Here is a 15,923-nt window from a genome sequence, read left to right on the forward strand (position 1 = left end):
GCCGTCTTCCTTTCGGTCGCGCGGTGGGTCGCGCTGTCGGTCGCACTGTCTGTGGCGCTGTCTGTGGCGCGTAGGCGGCGGTGGCGAGGCGTCGCCCTCACGGGGCTCCCTCGCAGCCGGCGATCTCCATCAGATAGCTGCCGTACTCGGTGCGGGAGAGGCGTTCTCCCAGGCTGTGACAGGCCTCGGCGTCGATGAAGCCCATGCGGAAGGCGATCTCCTCCAGGCCCGCGATCCAGACGCCCTGCCGTTCCTCCAGGACCTGGACGTACTGGGCGGCCCGGAGGAGCGAGTCGTGGGTGCCGGTGTCGAGCCAGGCGAAGCCGCGGCCCAGGTCGACGAGTTCGGCCCGGCCCCGCTCCAGGTAGACGCGGTTGACGTCGGTGATCTCCAGCTCGCCGCGCGGCGAGGGCCGGATGTTCTTGGCGATGTCGACGACGTCGTTGTCGTAGAGGTAGAGGCCGGTGACGGCGAGGTGGGAGCGCGGCTTGACCGGCTTCTCGACGAGGTCCGTCAGCCGTCCCTCCGCGTCGACCTCGGCGACGCCGTACCGCTCGGGGTCCTTGACGGGGTAGCCGAAGAGCACGCAGCCGTCGAGGCGCGCGATGCTGTCCCGCAGGAGCGTGTACAGGCCGGGCCCGTGGAAGATGTTGTCGCCCAGGATCAGGGCGCAGGTGTCGTCGCCGATGTGCCCGGCGCCGACGAGAAGCGCGTCCGCGATTCCCGCGGGCTCTTTCTGCACCGCGTAGTCGAGTTCGATTCCCAGGTGGCTGCCGTTTCCGAGCAGCGACTGGAAGAGTTCGATGTGCTGGGGTGTGGAGATGATTTGTATCTCGCGAATACCGCCGAGCATGAGAACCGACAGCGGATAGTAGATCATCGGTTTGTTGTAGACCGGAAGAATCTGTTTCGAAATGACCGAGGTCGCCGGATGCAGCCGAGTTCCGCTCCCGCCGGCCAGGACTATTCCCTTCATTCCCGGAAACTAGCAGGAGGGTGCCGGTAATAACGGTTGGCGGGGCGGAGTTAGGGGGGCTTTAGGGGCTGCGCAGGGGGAGTCCCTTCGCCCCTTTGGGGGGTGGGAAAACGCGGAGGGCCCGGCCGGACGGCCGGGCCCTCGGATGGGGGGATCGCGCGTGTGGGGGGGATCGCCTGGGGGATCGGGTGCGGGTGCGGGTCAGCGCAGGAAGCCGCGGGCCTCCTCCCAGCCGTCCGCGACGTCCCGCTCCAGCTGGTTGAGGCGGGCGGTGACGACCTGGTCGAAGCCGTCCATGAAGTACTCGTCGCCGTCGCGGGCCTCCACCCGGCCGCCGCGCTCGACGAAGTCGCGGACGACCTCGGTGAGGGAGGTGCCGGGGCCCACGCGGCCGGCGATGTACCGGGTCGCGCCGTCCAGGTCGGGGAAGCCCGCCTCGCGGTAGAGGTACACGTCGCCGAGGAGGTCGACCTGCACCGCGACCTGCGGGTGTGCGGTGGGCCGCATGGTGGCGGGCTTGATCCGCAGCAGTTCGGCGTCGGCCCCGGCCTTCAGGCTGTTCAGGGCGTAGCCGTAGTCGATGTGGAGGCCCGGGGTGCGCTCGCGGACCCGCTCCTCGAAGGCGGCGAGGGCCTCCTGGAGCTCGGCGCGCTCCACCGGGGGCAGCTTGCCGTCCTCACGGCCGCTGTAGTCCTCGCGGATGTTGACGAAGTCGATCGTCCGGCCCTGCCCGGACTCGTTGAGGTCGGCGATGAAGTCGACCAGGTCGAGCAGGCGCGCGGCGCGGCCCGGGAGCACGATGTAGGCGAAGCCGAGGTTGATCGGCGACTCGCGTTCGGCGCGGAGCTGCTGGAAGCGGCGCAGGTTCTCGCGGACGCGGCGGAAGGCCGCCTTCTTGCCGGTGGTCTGCTCGTACTCCTCGTCGTTGAGGCCGTAGAGCGAGGTGCGGACGGCGTGCAGGCCCCACAGGCCGGGCTGGCGCTCCAGGGTGCGCTCGGTGAGCGCGAAGGAGTTCGTGTAGACGGTGGGCCGCAGGCCGTGCTCGCCGGCGTGGGCGGCCAGGGTGCCGAGTCCGGGGTTGGTGAGGGGCTCCAGGCCGCCGGAGAAGTACAGGGCGTAGGGGTTGCCCGCGGGTATCTCGTCGATGACCGAGCGGAACATGGCGTTGCCGGCGTCGAGGGCGGACGGGTCGTAGCGGGCGCCGGTGACGCGGACGCAGAAGTGGCAGCGGAACATGCAGGTCGGGCCGGGGTAGAGGCCGACGCTGTACGGGAAGACGGGCTTGCCGGCGAGGGCGGAGTCGAAGACGCCGCGCTGTTCGAGCGGGAGCAGGGTGTTCTGCCAGTACGCCCCCGCGGGGCCGCCCTCGACGGCTGCGCGGAGCTCCGGGACCTGCGCGAACAGGGCGAGGAGGCGCCGGAAGGCGTCCCGGTCGACACCCAGGTCGTGGCGGGCCTCTTCGAGGGGGGTGAAGGGGCTGTTGCCGTAGCGCACGGCGAGCCGGACCAGGTGGCGGGCGGTGGTTCCGGCCTCGTCGTGCGGCACGAGGCCGCCGGCGGCGAGGCTCTGGCCGACGGCGTGGACCGCCGCCCCCAGATCGGCTCCGGGGTGCGCGCAGCGTGCGGCCGGGGCGGTGGCGACGGGGGCAGGGGCGGTCATCAGGAGCGTCCAATCGTGGGCGTGGGCGTGGCTGTCCGGGGGGCCGCGAGCGGGGCGGGGGCCGTGTCGCGGTGGCGCGCGGTCAGTTCGCGCCCGCGGGTCACGCAGAGTCGCAGCAGGTCGGAGACCCGGCGGGTGTCGTCGTCGTCGACGGCGGTGCCGGTGGGCAGGCACAGCACGCGCTCGGCGAGGTGTTCGGTGTGGGACAGCGGGGCGTGCGGCTGCCCGCGGTACGGCTCCAGCTGGTGGCAGCCCGGGGAGAAGTAGGCGCGGGTGTGGACGCCTTCGGCCTTCAGGACCTCCATCACGAGGTCGCGGTGGATGCCGGTGACGGCCTCGTCGATCTCGACGATCACGTACTGGTGGTTGTTGACGCCGTGGCGGTCGTGGTCGGCGACCAGGACGCCGGGGAGGTCCGCGAGGTGCTCGCGGTAGGCGGCGTGGTTGTGCCGGTTCCGGTCGATGACCTCGGGAAACGCGTCGAGGGAGGTGAGGCCCATGGCGGCGGCGGCCTCGCTCATCTTGGCGTTGGTGCCGCCGGCGGGGCTGCCGCCGTGCAGGTTGAAGCCGAAGTTGTGGAGGGCCCGGATCCGGGCGGCGAGGTCGGCGTCGTCGGTGGCGACGGCGCCGCCCTCGAAGGCGTTGACGGCCTTGGTGGCGTGGAAGCTGAAGACCTCGGCGTCGCCGAGGCTGCCGGCGGGCCGGCCGTCGATCGAGCAGCCGAGGGCGTGTGCGGCGTCGAAGTACAGCCGCAGGCCGTGTTCGTCGGCGACCTTCCGCAGCTGGTCGGCGGCGCAGAGGCGGCCCCAGAGGTGGACGCCGAGGATGGCCGAGGTGCGGGGCGTGACGGCGGCGGCCACCCGGTCCGGGTCGAGGGTGCCGGTGTCCGGGTCGATGTCGGCGAAGACCGGGGTGAGGCCGATCCAGCGCATCGCGTGCGGGGTGGCGGCGAAGGTCATCGACGGCATGATCACTTCACCGGTCAGGCCGGCGGCGTGTGCCAGGAGCTGGAGCCCGGCCGTGGCGTTGCAGGTGGCCACGGCGTGCTCGACCCCGGCGAGGCCGGCGACGCGCTCCTCGAACTCGCGGACGAGCGGGCCGCCGTTGGACAGCCACTGGCCGTCGAGGGCCCGGTCGAGCCGCTCGTAGAGCTTGGCGCGGTCGATGCGGTTGGGCCGCCCCACGAGGAGCGGCTGGTCGAAAGCGGCGGTGCCGCCGAAGAATGCGAGGTCGGATAAGACGCTTTTCACGGATGTTCCCTCCGGGGCCACCGTCACGAAATGATTCGCCGATCCGGGAATCCCGAACGAGGTCGCCGCGCTCCACCGTGACGTACGACGAGATGGTCGATTGTGGTGGTCGATTTCGGGGGGACTCTAATCCCGCGCGGAACGGACCGACAAGAGCGCACCATGGACTTCGAATGTGCTTCGGATCACATCCGGCTCCGGGGTATTCCATCGGCGGCTCGAATGTGATGATGCTTGACAAGATCCGGGAATCAGCGGAGCCGCCGGGAGGGCCGGGGCGCGCTCCGCGGAAGAGCACGCGCGAGAAGTCCCGTTCCTCTTCCCGTTTCCGTTCCGCTTCCGGCCCGGTCTGGAGTTCTTCGTGAGCCGCACCCACCAGGGAACGACCGCCACCGCCCCTCCCCCCGTGCTCGACCTGGCAGCCCTGGGGCAGGACTTCGCGGCCGATCCGTACCCGACGTACGCGAGACTGCGTGCCGAGGGTCCGGCCCACCGGGTGCGGACCCCCGAGGGGGACGAGGTGTGGCTGGTCGTCGGCTACGACACGGCGCGGGCGGTCCTCGCCGACCCCCGGTTCAGCAAGGACTGGAACAACTCCGCGACTCCCCCGACCGAGGCCGAGGCCGCGCTCAGCCACAACATGCTGGAGTCCGACCCGCCCCGGCACACCCGGCTGCGCAAACTGGTGGCCCGTGAGTTCACCATGCGTCGCGTCGAGTTGCTGCGCCCCCGGGTCCAGGAGATCGTCGACGGTCTCATGGACGCCATGCTGGCGGCGCCCGCCGGCCGCGCCGATCTGATGGAGGCGCTTGCCTGGCCGCTGCCGGTCACCGTGATCTCCGAACTCCTCGGCGTGCCCGAGGCGGACCGCGCCGCCTTCCGGGTCTGGACCGACGCCTTCGTCACCCCGGACGATCCCGCCCAGGCCCAGACCGCCATGGCCGAGATGAGCGGCTACCTCGCCGGGCTCATCGAGTCCAAGCGCGGGCAGGACGGCGAGGATCTGCTCAGTGCGCTCGTGCGGACGAGCGACGAGGACGGCTCCCGGCTGACCTCCGAGGAGCTGCTCGGCATGGCGCACATCCTGCTGGTCGCGGGCCACGAGACGACGGTCAACCTGATCGGCAACGGCATGCACGCGCTGCTCTCGCACCCGGACCAGCTGGCCGCGCTGAGGGCCGACCTGACGCTCTTGGACGGCGCGGTGGAGGAGATGCTCCGCTTTGGAGGGCCCGTCGAATCCGCGACGTACCGCTTCCCGGTCGAGCCCGTCGACCTCGACGGCACGGTCGTTCCGGCCGGTGAGACGGTCCTCGTCGTGCTGGCCGACGCCCACCGCACACCGGAGCGCTTCCCGGACCCCCACCGCTTCGACATCCGCCGCCACACGGCCGGCCATCTCGCCTTCGGGCACGGCATCCACTTCTGCATCGGCGCCCCGCTGGCCCGGATGGAGGCCCGGATCGCCGTCCGCGCCCTCCTCGAACGCTGCCCGGACCTCGCCCTGGACGCCTCCCCCGGCGAACTGGTCTGGTACCCGAACCCGATGATCCGCGGCCTCAAGACTCTGCCGATCCGCTGGCGGTGAGGACGGGAGGCGGGCCGGCGTAACGGTTGAACCGGCCCGGTGTAAGGGTCGAACCGGCCCGGCGAAACGGTTGAACCGGCCCGGCGTACCGGTTGAACCGGCCTGGCGCCCCTGACAGTCCCGCCGCTCGAAAGCCCCTCGATCTGTCCCCCTCCGCCGTAACAAGACCTGGTTAGAGTGATTGCCATACGGCGAAGGGTTCGGCGCCCGGACGAGGGGACTTCCGCGATGAATCTGGTGGAACGCGACGGGGAGACAGCCCGCCTCAGGGCCGTTCTTGACGCATCCGCCGCAGGTGAGGGGACACTGTTACTCGTCTCCGGACCGGCCGGCAGCGGCAAGACCGAGCTGCTGCGGTCGTTCCGGCGTCTGGCGGCGGAGCGGGGGACGCCCGTCTGGACGGTCCGCGCGTTACCCGGCGACCGGGACGTCCCCCTCGGCGTGCTCTGCCAGTTACTGCGCAGCGCCCAGCAGCACGGTGCCGACACGTCCACGGTCCGCGACCTGGTGGACGCCGCCTCGCGGCGCGCCGGAAACCTCTCCTCCCCCGCCGACGCGCCGCTCCGCGTCGACGAGACACATCAGTTGCACGACTGGCTGCGCTCCGTCTCGCGCCGCACCCCGTTCCTCGTCGCCGTCGACGACCTGACCCACGCCGACACCGCGTCCCTGAGGTTCCTCCTGTACTGCGCCGCCCACCACGACCAGGGCGGCATCGGCTTCGTCATGACCGAGCGGGCCTCGCAGCGTGCCGGGTACCGCGTGTTCCGCGCCGAGCTGCTCCGCCAGCCGCACTGCCGCAACCTGTGGCTCTCCGGGCTTCCTCCCAGCGGCGTACGGCAGTTCCTCGCCCACTACTACGGCCCCGAGGCGGCCGAGCGGCGGGCTCCCGCGTACCACGCGACGACCGGCGGGAACCCGCTGCTCCTCCGGGCACTGACCCAGGACCGGCAGGCGGCCCGCACCACCCCCGGCACGGCCGACGGCGACGATCCCGTGTACGGCGACGCCTTCGCCCAGGCCGTCCTCGACTGCCTGCACCGCAGCTCCGAGGGCACGCTGGAGACCGCCCGCTGGCTCGCTGTCCTCGAACGGTCCGACCCGCTCCTCGTGGAGCGGCTCATGGGGACGACGGCCACCGCCGTCGAGCGCCACATCCACGAACTCGCCGCCATCGGCCTCCTGGACGAGGACGGCACCCTCGGGCAGCCCGCGATCCGCGAGGCCGCCCTCCTCGACCTGCCGGCCGGGGACCGCACCGAGCTGCACCGGCGCGCCGCGGAGCAGCTGCACCGGGACGGCGCCGACGAGGACACCGTGGCCCGTCATCTGCTGGTCGGCGGCGCCCCCGACGCACCCTGGGCACTGCCCCTGCTCGAACGGGGCGCGCAGCAGGCCCTGTTCGACGACCGCCTCGACGACGCCTTCCGGATCCTCGAGTTCGCCGTGCGGTCCAGCACCGACAACACCCAGCTGGCCCGGCTCGCCCCGCACCTGGTCGCGGCCTCGTGGCGGATGAACCCGCACATGACGACCCGCGCCCTCGCGCTCTTCGACCGGCTCCTGAGCGGTGAACTGCAGCCCAGCCACCCGGTCATGGGCCTGATCCGCTGCCTCGTCTGGTACGGGCGGCTGCCCGAGGCCGCCGACGCGCTGTCCCGGCTGCGGCCCCGCTCCGAGAGCGAACACCTGGAGATGTCGCTGACCCGCATGTGGCTGGCGGCGCTGTGCCCTCCGCTCCTGGAGTCCCTGCCGCCGTCGCCCGAGCCGGAGCGCGGCCCCGTCCCGGTGCGGCTGGCGCCCCGCACGACCGCGCTCCAGGCCCAGGCCGGCGTCTTCCAGCGGGGCCCGGACAACGCGTCGGTCGCGCAGGCCGAGCAGATCCTGCAGGGCTGCCGGCTCTCGGAGGAGACGTACGAGGCCCTGGAGACGGCCCTCCTGGTCCTCGTCCACGCCGACCGGCTCGACCGGGCGCAGTTCTGGTCCGACGCGCTGCTCGCCGAGGCCGTGGAGCGGCGGTCGCTCGGCTGGGAGGCGATCTTCGCGGCGACCCGGGCGATGATCGCGATCCGCTGCGGGGACCTGCCGACGGCGCGGGAGCGGGCCGAGCTGGCGCTCTCCCACGCGGCGCCGGAGAGCTGGGGGCTCGCCGTGGGCATGCCGCTCTCCGCGCTGCTGCTCGCCTGCACGGAGGCCGGCGAGTACGAGCAGGCGGAGCGGGTCCTGCGGCAGCCGGTGCCGGACGCGATGTTCGACTCGCGGCACGGCATGGAGTACATGCACGCCCGGGGCCGCTACTGGCTGGCGACGGGGCGACTGCACGCGGCGCTGGGCGAGTTCATGCTCTGCGGGGAGATCCTGGGGAGCTGGAACCTCGACCAGCCGTCGATCGTGCCCTGGCGGACCTCGGCGGCCGAGGTGTACCTGCGGCTCGGCAACCGCCAGAAGGCCAGGGCGCTGGCCGAGGCGCAGCTCGCCCTGGTCCGGCCCGGGCGCTCCCGCACCCGGGGCCTCACCCTGCGGGTCCTGGCGGCCGCGGCGGACGGCCAGCAGGCGGAGCGCCTGCACGCCGAGGCGGTCGACATGCTCCACGACAGCGGCGACCGGCTCGAACACGCCCGCGCGCTGGCCGGGATGAGCCGCCACCAGCAGGCGCAGGGGGACAACTACCGGGCCCGGATGACGGCGCGGCTCGCCGGCGACATGGCGTGGGCCTGTGGCGCGTACCCGCTGGCCGAGGAGATCGTGCCGGGCCGCGGCGGCCGCCGGGCGAAGGCGGTGAGCACGGAACTGGAACTGCCGGGCGGCCCCGACGTCGACCTCCTCTCGGAGGCGGAGCGCCGGGTCGCGGCCCTGGCCGCCCGGGGTCTGACGAATCGCCAGATAGCGCGCCGGCTCTGCGTCACCGCGAGCACGGTCGAGCAGCACCTGACGCGCGTCTACCGCAAACTGAACGTCACCCGCCGAGCGGACCTCCCGGTCAGCCTCGCCCAGGACAAGTCCGTCACGGCCTGAGTACCGCCGGGGGAGGCCGGGGCGCCGCCGTGGAAGCCGGGGGCGCCGCCGTGGAAGCCGGGGGCGCGACCCTGAGCCTCCCCGGTGGATCGGGCCGGGGGGGCACAAGGCCGCGGCGTCTGGGACCGGTCCCCTGGACGCCCGTTGCCGCCCGTTGCCGCCCGGGGCAGGCCGTACCGGGCGGGGTGCCGACCGGGCTCACGGCACAGGCGGGCCGGACGTCGCCGTCCGGCCCGCCTGCCGCGTCGGGTCCGTCAGACGGCTCCGCCGAAGAGGGCGGGGGCGATCACCGCGGCCTCGGGGCCGTACGCGGCGACGAGGCGCTCGTGGACTCCCTCCCGCGTGACCTCGTACGACTGCGGTCCGACCGACTCCAGGGCGAAGGTCGCCATGACGGCACCCGCACGGGCCGCGTCGACGATCTCAAGGCCGGAGGCCAGCGCCGCGAGGAAACCCGCGCGGAAGGCGTCGCCACCTCCGGTGGGGTCCGCGGCGTCCGCCGCGGGCACGGCCGCGCTCTCGATCCCGGGCCGGCCGGCCGTGTCGATGCGGCACCCCTTGGCGCCGAGCGTGGTGATCCACGTCCCGACCCGGGCGAGCACCTCGCCCTCGGTCCAGCCGGTCTTGCCGAGGAGCAGCGCCCGCTCGTAGGCGTTCGTGAACAGCAGCTCGGCCCCGTCGACGAGTTCCCGGACGCTGTCGCCCTCCAGCCGCGCGAGCTGCTGCGAGGGGTCCGCGGCGCGCCGGATGCCCAGCTCGCGGCAGGCCCGCGTGTGCCGCACCATCGCCTCGGGGTCGTCCGCGCCGACGAGGACGAGGTCGAGCCCGCCGGGCCGGCCGGCGGTCTCGCCCAGGTCGATGTCGCGCGCCTCGGCCATCGCGCCCGCGTAGAACGAGGCGAGCTGGTTGCCGTCCTCGTCGGTGGTGCACATGAAGCGGGCGGTGTGCTGCCGCTCCGACACCCGCACGGAGTCGGTGTCGACGCCCGCGGCGCGGAGCAGTTGCCCGTACCCGTCGAAGTCCTTGCCGACGGCGCCGACGAGGACGGGACGGCGGCCGAGGAGGCCGAGGCCGTACGCGATGTTGGCGGCGACGCCGCCGTGCCGGATGTCCAGGGTGTCGACGAGGAACGACAGGGACACGTGGGCGAGCTGGTCCGGCAGGATCTGCTCGGCGAAGCGGCCCGGGAAGGTCATCAGGTGGTCGGTGGCGATCGACCCGGTGACGGCTATGCGCATGTCAGAGCCCCGCGGCCGTCTTCAGGGCGTCCACGCGGTCGGTGCGCTCCCAGGTGAAGTCCGGCAGCTCGCGGCCGAAGTGGCCGTAGGCGGCGGTCTGCGAGTAGATCGGGCGGAGCAGGTCGAGGTCGCGGATGATCGCGGCCGGGCGGAGGTCGAAGACCTCGCCGATCGCGTTCTCGATCTTCTCCGTGTCGACCGCGTTCGTGCCGAAGGTCTCGACGAAGAGACCGACGGGCTCGGCCTTGCCGATCGCGTACGCGACCTGCACCTCGCAGCGGCGGGCGAGTCCGGCCGCGACGACGTTCTTCGCGACCCAGCGCATCGCGTACGCCGCGGACCGGTCGACCTTCGACGGGTCCTTGCCGGAGAAGGCGCCGCCGCCGTGGCGGGCCATCCCGCCGTACGTGTCGATGATGATCTTCCGGCCGGTGAGGCCGGCGTCGCCCATCGGGCCGCCGATCTCGAAGCGCCCGGTCGGGTTCACGAGCAGCCGGTAGCCGTCGGTGTCGAGCTTGATGCCGTCCTCGACGAGCTGCGCGAGCACGTGCTCGACGACGAACTTCCGCACGTCGGGGGCGAGCAGCCCCTCCAGGTCGATGTCCGAGGCGTGCTGCGAGGAGACGACGACCGTGTCGAGACGGACCGCCCTGTCCCCGTCGTACTCGATGGTGACCTGGGTCTTGCCGTCGGGACGCAGGTACGGCACGGTCCCGTTCTTGCGGACCTCGGTCAGGCGGCGCGAGAGACGGTGCGCGAGATGGATCGGCAGCGGCATCAGCTCGGGCGTCTCGTCCGAGGCGTAGCCGAACATCAGGCCCTGGTCACCCGCGCCCTGCTTGTCGAGCTCGTCCTCCGCGTCCCGCCGGGAGGCTCCCTCGACCCGCTGCTCGTACGCGGTGTCGACACCCTGGGCGATGTCCGGGGACTGCGACCCGATGGACACCGACACGCCGCAGGAGGCGCCGTCGAAGCCCTTCTTCGAGGAGTCGTACCCGATCTCCAGGATCTTGCCCCGGACGAGCCCGGGGATGTCCGCCCACGCCTTGGTGGTCACCTCGCCGGCGACGTGCACGAGGCCGGTGGTGATCAGCGTCTCGACGGCGACGCGCGAGGTGGGGTCCTCTCGCAGCAGTGCGTCGAGGATGGTGTCGCTGATCTGGTCAGCGATCTTGTCCGGGTGACCCTCGGTGACGGACTCCGAGGTGAACAGACGACGGGACACAACGCTCCCTGGGGTTGCAGCGGCTGCTGACTACATATGGCGGATCGGAAGCGGACCGGCCGGCGGACGGCCGAACCGGATCACATTGAATCCGGCCCGCTCCTGACACCGCCAGAGCACCTGCCCCCTGAAGGGGGCGGTAAATCCCCCTGCCCCACCCCCTATTGGCGCACGGGGAGCGCACGGCGGACAGTCGCGCGCCCACCCCCCTACCTAGGGGCGTTGACCGGTGACCGTGGGGCTGATGTGGTCCCAGTTACTCCTGACCCACTCCTGACCCACTCCCGACCGACACCCGCGGCCCGGCCGCGCGCGACCCGTGGAGAGCGCCCCCATGCCCTCGACCCGCACCACCGGCGAACCCGGACGCACCCCGACCCGGATCGCCACCGCCGCCGCGCTGGCCCTGGCGGCCCTGGGACTGCCCCTGGCCCACCCGGTGAGCGCGACCCCGGTGGCCGACACCACCACCGGCACCACGGCCTCCGCCGTCACCCCCACCCCGCAGCAGTCCGCCCAGCGGGCCGACGCCGTCGCCGTCACCCCGACCGTGACGCTGGTGACCGATCCGCGGACCGACCCGGCCGCCCTCCAGGTCGTCGAGAAGGCCCTGCGCGACGCGGGCGCCCGTACCCTCCAGAAGGCCGCCGCCCCCGTCCGCGGCCAACTGACCGTCCACGTCGGCGGGGTGCGCGAGAACCCGTCCTCGGCCGGCGCCCTGACCGCCCTCGGCGTCCCCGGTCCGGCCGGGCTCCCCGCCGACGGCTACGTCCTCGCGGCGGGCCGCGCCGCCGACGGCACGGAGCGGATCGTGCTCTCCGGCGTCGACGCCCGGGGCACGTACTACGCCGCCCAGTCGCTGCGCCAACTGCTGCCCCGCACCGCCCTGTCGGGGGCACGACTCCAGGGCGTGACCGTGCGGGACTGGCCGGCCGCCGCCGCGCGCGGTGTCGTCGAGGGCTTCTACGACACGCCGTGGACCCACGCCACCCGTCTCGACCAGCTCGACTACTACGGCGAGCACAAGCTCGACACGTACATCTACTCGCCGAAGGACGACCCGTACCTCCGGGCCAAGTGGCGCGAGCCCTACCCGGCCGCCGAGGTGACCCGGATCCGGGAGCTGTCCGACCGCGCCCGCGCCCGGCACGTCGACTTCACGTACGCCGTCTCCCCCGGCCTCTCCGTCTGCTACAGCGCGCCCGAGGAGGCCCAGGCGCTGGTCGCCAAGCTGGAGAGCGTCTGGGACATCGGGGTCCGGTCCTTCTCCGTACCGCTGGACGACATCAACTACACGACGTGGAACTGCGAGGCCGACAGGGAGCGGTTCGGCACGGGCGGCGCCGCCGCGGGCGAGGCCCAGGCGCTGTTCGTGAACCGGGTGAACGAGGGTCTGCGCACCGCGCATCCGGACGCCGCCCCGCTCCAGACGGTGCCGACCGAGTACTACGACCTCGAAGCGACCCCGTACAAGAAGGTCCTTGAGGAGAAGCTGGCCGACGGGGTCCTCGTCCAGTGGACCGGCACCGCGGGCATCGCCCCGGCCATCACCCGTGCCCAGGCCGCCGAGGCCCGGCGGCTCTTCGGCCACGACGTGCTGCTCTGGGACAACTTCCCGGTCAACGACTACGTCCCCGGCCGGCTGATGCTCGGCCCGCTGGAGGGCCGCGAGAAGGGCCTCCCGGGGGACCTCGCCGGCTACACCGCGAACCCGATGCCGCAGGCCGACGCCTCCAAGATCGGGCTGTACACGGTCGCCGAGTACCTCTGGAACGACCGCGCCTACGACCCGGCCACGGCCTGGACCGCCGCGCTCGCGGAGCGCGCGGGCGGCGACCGGCGCGTCCGGCAGGCGCTGCGGACCTTCGCCGACGGCAGCTTCTTCTCCCGGATGACCGGCCGCCAGTCCCCCGAACTCGCCGCCGCCGTCGCCCGCTTCCGCAAGGCGGCCACCGGCGACCGGACCGCCGCCGCCGTCCTGGACGCGAAGTTCGCCGCGTTCGAGAACGCCCCGGCGGTCCTCCGCGCCGACCTGCCCGACCGCCGCTTCGTCGAGCAGACCGGCCCCTGGCTGAACTCCGCCGAGGCCTGGGGCACCGCGGCCCGCACCGCACTCGCCCTGACCGGCGCCGTGCGCGAGGGCGACACCGCCGAGGCCGCGCGGCTGCGCGCGCTCCTCCCCGGCCAGGTCGCGCACGCCCAGTCGTTCACGTACACCCACCTGTACGGGCTGAAGATCCCGGTCATCGTCGCGGACGGCGTCCTGGACGCCTTCGTCCTCGACGCGATCGCCGAGCACGACGTGTCCCTCGGCGTCACCCCCCGCCCGAAGGCCTTCACCAACCTGGAGGCGGACCAGGAGAACCTGATCCCGCGCGCCGTCGACGGCGACGACTCGACGCACTTCCGCGGCCTCTGGGACCCGAAGCCCGGCGCCCGCGTGGGTCTCGACCTGCGGGCCGAGCGGACGATCGGGAAGGTCGAGCTGGCGCTCGGGGCGACCGACCGGCCGCAGGGCTACCCCCGCCGCGGCGTGGTGGAGCACTCCCTGGACGGGACGGACTGGCAGCCGCTCGGCGAGCTGTCGGGCGGCCCCGACACCGTACTGACGGTCCCGGCCGGTACCAGGGTGCGGTACGTCCGGCTGCGGACCACCGAGGCGCAGACCGGCCTGGAGACGTGGCTGACCGTGCGGGAGTTCCGCGTGAGCTGACGACCGCACGGTCGTCACGACGAGGGGGGCCGGGGCGGCGGCACGCCCCGGCCCCCTGCTGGGCCGTCCTCCTGCATCACCGGATCAGGCCGTCACCGGGCCAGACCGTCACCGGATCAGGCCGTCACCGGATCAGGCCGTCACCGGATCAGATCGTCACCGGATCAGATCGTCGACGTGTCGATGACGAAGCGGTAGCGGACGTCGCTCGCGATGACCCGCTCGTACGCCTCGTTGATCTGCTCCGCGCCGATCACCTCGATCTCGGCGCCGAGGCCGTGCGCGGCGCAGAAGTCGAGCATCTCCTGCGTCTCGGCGATGCCGCCGATCATCGACCCGGCGAGGGTCTTGCGTCCGCCGATGAGGGAGAAGAGGTTGAGCGCGACGGGCTCCTCGGGCGCGCCGACGTTGACCAGGGCGCCGTCCGTCTTCACCAGGCTCAGGTAGGCGCCGAAGTCCAGCGGCGCGGAGACGGTGGAGATGATCAGGTCGAAGGTGCCGGCGAGCTTCGTGAAGGTCTCCGGGTCGCTCGTCGCGTAGTAGTGGTCGGCGCCCAGCTTGAGGCCGTCCTCCTGCTTCTTCAGCGACTGGCTGAGCACGGTCACCTCGGCGCCGAGCGCGTGGGCGATCTTGACGCCCATGTGCCCGAGGCCGCCGAGACCGACGATGGCGACCTTCTTGCCGGGGCCGGCCTGCCAGTGGGCGAGCGGTGAGTAGAGGGTGATGCCGGCGCAGAGCAGCGGCGCGGCCTCGTCGAGGGCGATGCCCTCGGGGATGCGGAGCGTGTAGTTCTCGTCGACGACGATCCGGGTGGAGTAGCCGCCGTAGGTCGGCTCGCCGTTCTTGTCGAGCGCGTTGTACGTGCCGGTCATTCCGGTGCCGGAGCAGTACTGCTCAAGGCCCTGCTCGCAGTACTCGCACTCCCGGCAGGAGTCGACGAAGCAGCCGACGCCGACCCGGTCGCCGACCTTGTGCTTCGTGACCCCGGGGCCGACCTCCGCGACGACGCCGGCGATCTCGTGACCGGGGACCATCGGGAAGATGCCCTCGCCCCAGCCGTCGCGCGCCTGGTGGATGTCCGAGTGGCAGATGCCGGCGTACTTGATGTCGATGAGGACGTCGTGCTCGCCGACGGCCCGGCGCGGGACGGTGGTGCGCTCCAGCGGGGCGTTGGCGGCGGGTGCGGCGTAGGCGGGGACGGTGGTCGCGTTCGTGGTCATGGCATCAGCCTGCGGCAGCGCGCCGGGATCACCCAGCCACCTGTTCTGCCTACGACCAGCGTGCCTACCACTGGCAGGGACAGGAACATCCGTCCGCCGGATCGTACGACCTGGGATAATCGGGACGCATGGATCTCAGTGCCGAACTCAGCGAATTCCTGCGCTCGCGCCGGGCCCGGCTGAAGCCGGAGGACGTGGGGCTGCCGGAGTTCGGCCGCCACCGTCGCGTGCCGGGGCTGCGCCGGGAGGAGCTCGCGCAGCTGGCCGGCGTCTCCGTCGCGTACTACACGCGGCTCGAACAGGGCAACGGCCGGAACGTGTCCATGGAGGTCCTGGACGCGATCGCGCGGGCGCTGCGGCTGAGCGACACGGAGCGGGCGCATCTGACGCACCTGGCGAAGCCGACGGTGAAGAAGCGGCAGCGGGCGGCGATCGCGCGTCCGCAGCGGGTCCGTCCGGGGCTCCTCCACCTCCTCGACTCGATGGACGGGGTGCCCGCCGCCCTCGTGGGCCGGCGTCTCGACGTCCTGGCCTGGAACCGGATGGCGCGGGCGCTGATGGGCGACTTCGCGGCCTGGGAGCCGGAGGAGCGGAACATGGCCCGGATGATCTTCCTCGATCCGAACGCGCGCGACCTGTACATCGACTGGGAGTGCAAGGCGACCGAGGTCGTGAGTGTGCTCCGGCTGTACGCGGGCTGCTACCCGGACGATCCGCGGCTGCTCGCGCTGGTGGGCGAGCTGTCGGTGAAGAGCGAGGAGTTCCGCTCGCTGTGGGCGGCGCACACGGTGGCCGACAAGGGGCACGGGACGAAGCGGCTGCGGCATCCGCTGGTGGGCGAGATGACCCTGATGTACGAGTCGATGAAGGTGGCGGGCGACGATCCGGACCTGGTGCTCGTGACGTACCACGCGGAGCCGGGGACGGCCTCGGCGGACGCGCTGCGGCTGCTCGCCCAGTGGGGCGTGGACGAGCCCGCTCCCGTACGGGAGTGACGACGGGAGGGACGGCGGGGTCCCCCTCCGGCAGACGGCGAGGC

The 15,923-nt window shown here is 72.6% G+C and carries 10 protein-coding genes; 4 read left to right on the forward strand and 6 right to left on the reverse strand.

The annotated features are described in order from the left end of the window. Window positions 1-97: 97 nt before the first annotated feature. From rfbA to DEJ46_RS14385, 3 genes are all read right to left on the reverse strand, one after another. Window positions 98-976, reverse strand: a complete 879-nt coding sequence (gene rfbA, locus DEJ46_RS14375; protein ID WP_150266643.1) for a glucose-1-phosphate thymidylyltransferase RfbA — start codon at window positions 974-976, stop codon at window positions 98-100. 201 nt (window positions 977-1,177) lie between these two features. Continuing rightward, window positions 1,178-2,635, reverse strand: a complete 1,458-nt coding sequence (gene desII, locus DEJ46_RS14380; RefSeq protein ID WP_150266645.1) for a dTDP-4-amino-4,6-dideoxy-D-glucose ammonia-lyase — start codon at window positions 2,633-2,635, stop codon at window positions 1,178-1,180. Further along, on the reverse strand, window positions 2,635-3,885 hold the full coding sequence (locus tag DEJ46_RS14385) for a dTDP-4-dehydro-6-deoxyglucose aminotransferase (protein WP_150266647.1): 1,251 nt from the start codon (window positions 3,883-3,885) through the stop codon (window positions 2,635-2,637). The genes desII and DEJ46_RS14385 overlap by 1 nt, the downstream gene beginning before the upstream one ends. Before the next feature lie 361 nt (window positions 3,886-4,246). On the opposite strand from DEJ46_RS14385, the gene DEJ46_RS14390 reads away from it, so the two are divergent. Together DEJ46_RS14390 and DEJ46_RS14395 are read left to right on the forward strand one after the other, a co-directional pair. After that, window positions 4,247-5,473 carry a cytochrome P450 family protein gene (locus DEJ46_RS14390; protein ID WP_150266649.1) on the forward strand — a complete coding sequence of 409 codons (1,227 nt, stop codon included), beginning with the start codon at window positions 4,247-4,249 and terminating at the stop codon, window positions 5,471-5,473. Window positions 5,474-5,701: 228 nt separating this feature from the next. Next, window positions 5,702-8,488 (forward strand): ATP-binding protein, encoded by a 2,787-nt coding sequence (locus DEJ46_RS14395; RefSeq protein ID WP_150266651.1) that lies wholly within the window; start codon window positions 5,702-5,704, stop codon window positions 8,486-8,488. A gap of 254 nt (window positions 8,489-8,742) precedes the next feature. Here DEJ46_RS14395 and DEJ46_RS14400 read toward each other — a convergent pair whose 3' ends face one another. Both DEJ46_RS14400 and metK read right to left on the reverse strand, forming a co-directional pair. Then, window positions 8,743-9,726, reverse strand: coding sequence for a carbohydrate kinase family protein (locus DEJ46_RS14400; protein ID WP_150266653.1), 984 nt, complete (start codon window positions 9,724-9,726; stop codon window positions 8,743-8,745). 1 nt (window position 9,727) lies between these two features. Beyond that, the gene (metK, locus tag DEJ46_RS14405) at window positions 9,728-10,951 is read right to left on the reverse strand and encodes a methionine adenosyltransferase (protein ID WP_150266655.1); all 1,224 of its coding nucleotides are present in this window, start codon (window positions 10,949-10,951) and stop codon (window positions 9,728-9,730) included. A gap of 334 nt (window positions 10,952-11,285) precedes the next feature. Here metK and DEJ46_RS14410 point away from each other — a divergent pair, with 334 nt between their 5' ends. After that, a complete protein-coding gene (locus DEJ46_RS14410) occupies window positions 11,286-13,664 on the forward strand; it encodes a beta-N-acetylglucosaminidase domain-containing protein (RefSeq protein ID WP_190622643.1) in 2,379 nt (792 codons plus the stop codon). A gap of 164 nt (window positions 13,665-13,828) precedes the next feature. Here DEJ46_RS14410 and DEJ46_RS14415 read toward each other — a convergent pair whose 3' ends face one another. After that, the gene (locus tag DEJ46_RS14415; RefSeq protein ID WP_150266658.1) at window positions 13,829-14,884 is read right to left on the reverse strand and encodes an NAD(P)-dependent alcohol dehydrogenase; all 1,056 of its coding nucleotides are present in this window, start codon (window positions 14,882-14,884) and stop codon (window positions 13,829-13,831) included. A gap of 128 nt (window positions 14,885-15,012) precedes the next feature. Here DEJ46_RS14415 and DEJ46_RS14420 point away from each other — a divergent pair, with 128 nt between their 5' ends. After that, window positions 15,013-15,879: a helix-turn-helix domain-containing protein gene (locus DEJ46_RS14420; RefSeq protein ID WP_150266659.1), complete on the forward strand. Its 867-nt coding sequence runs from the start codon at window positions 15,013-15,015 to the stop codon at window positions 15,877-15,879. Window positions 15,880-15,923 lie beyond the last annotated feature (44 nt).

The organism is Streptomyces venezuelae, assembly GCF_008642375.1.
Taxonomy (GTDB): Bacteria; Actinomycetota; Actinomycetes; order Streptomycetales; family Streptomycetaceae; genus Streptomyces; species Streptomyces venezuelae_G.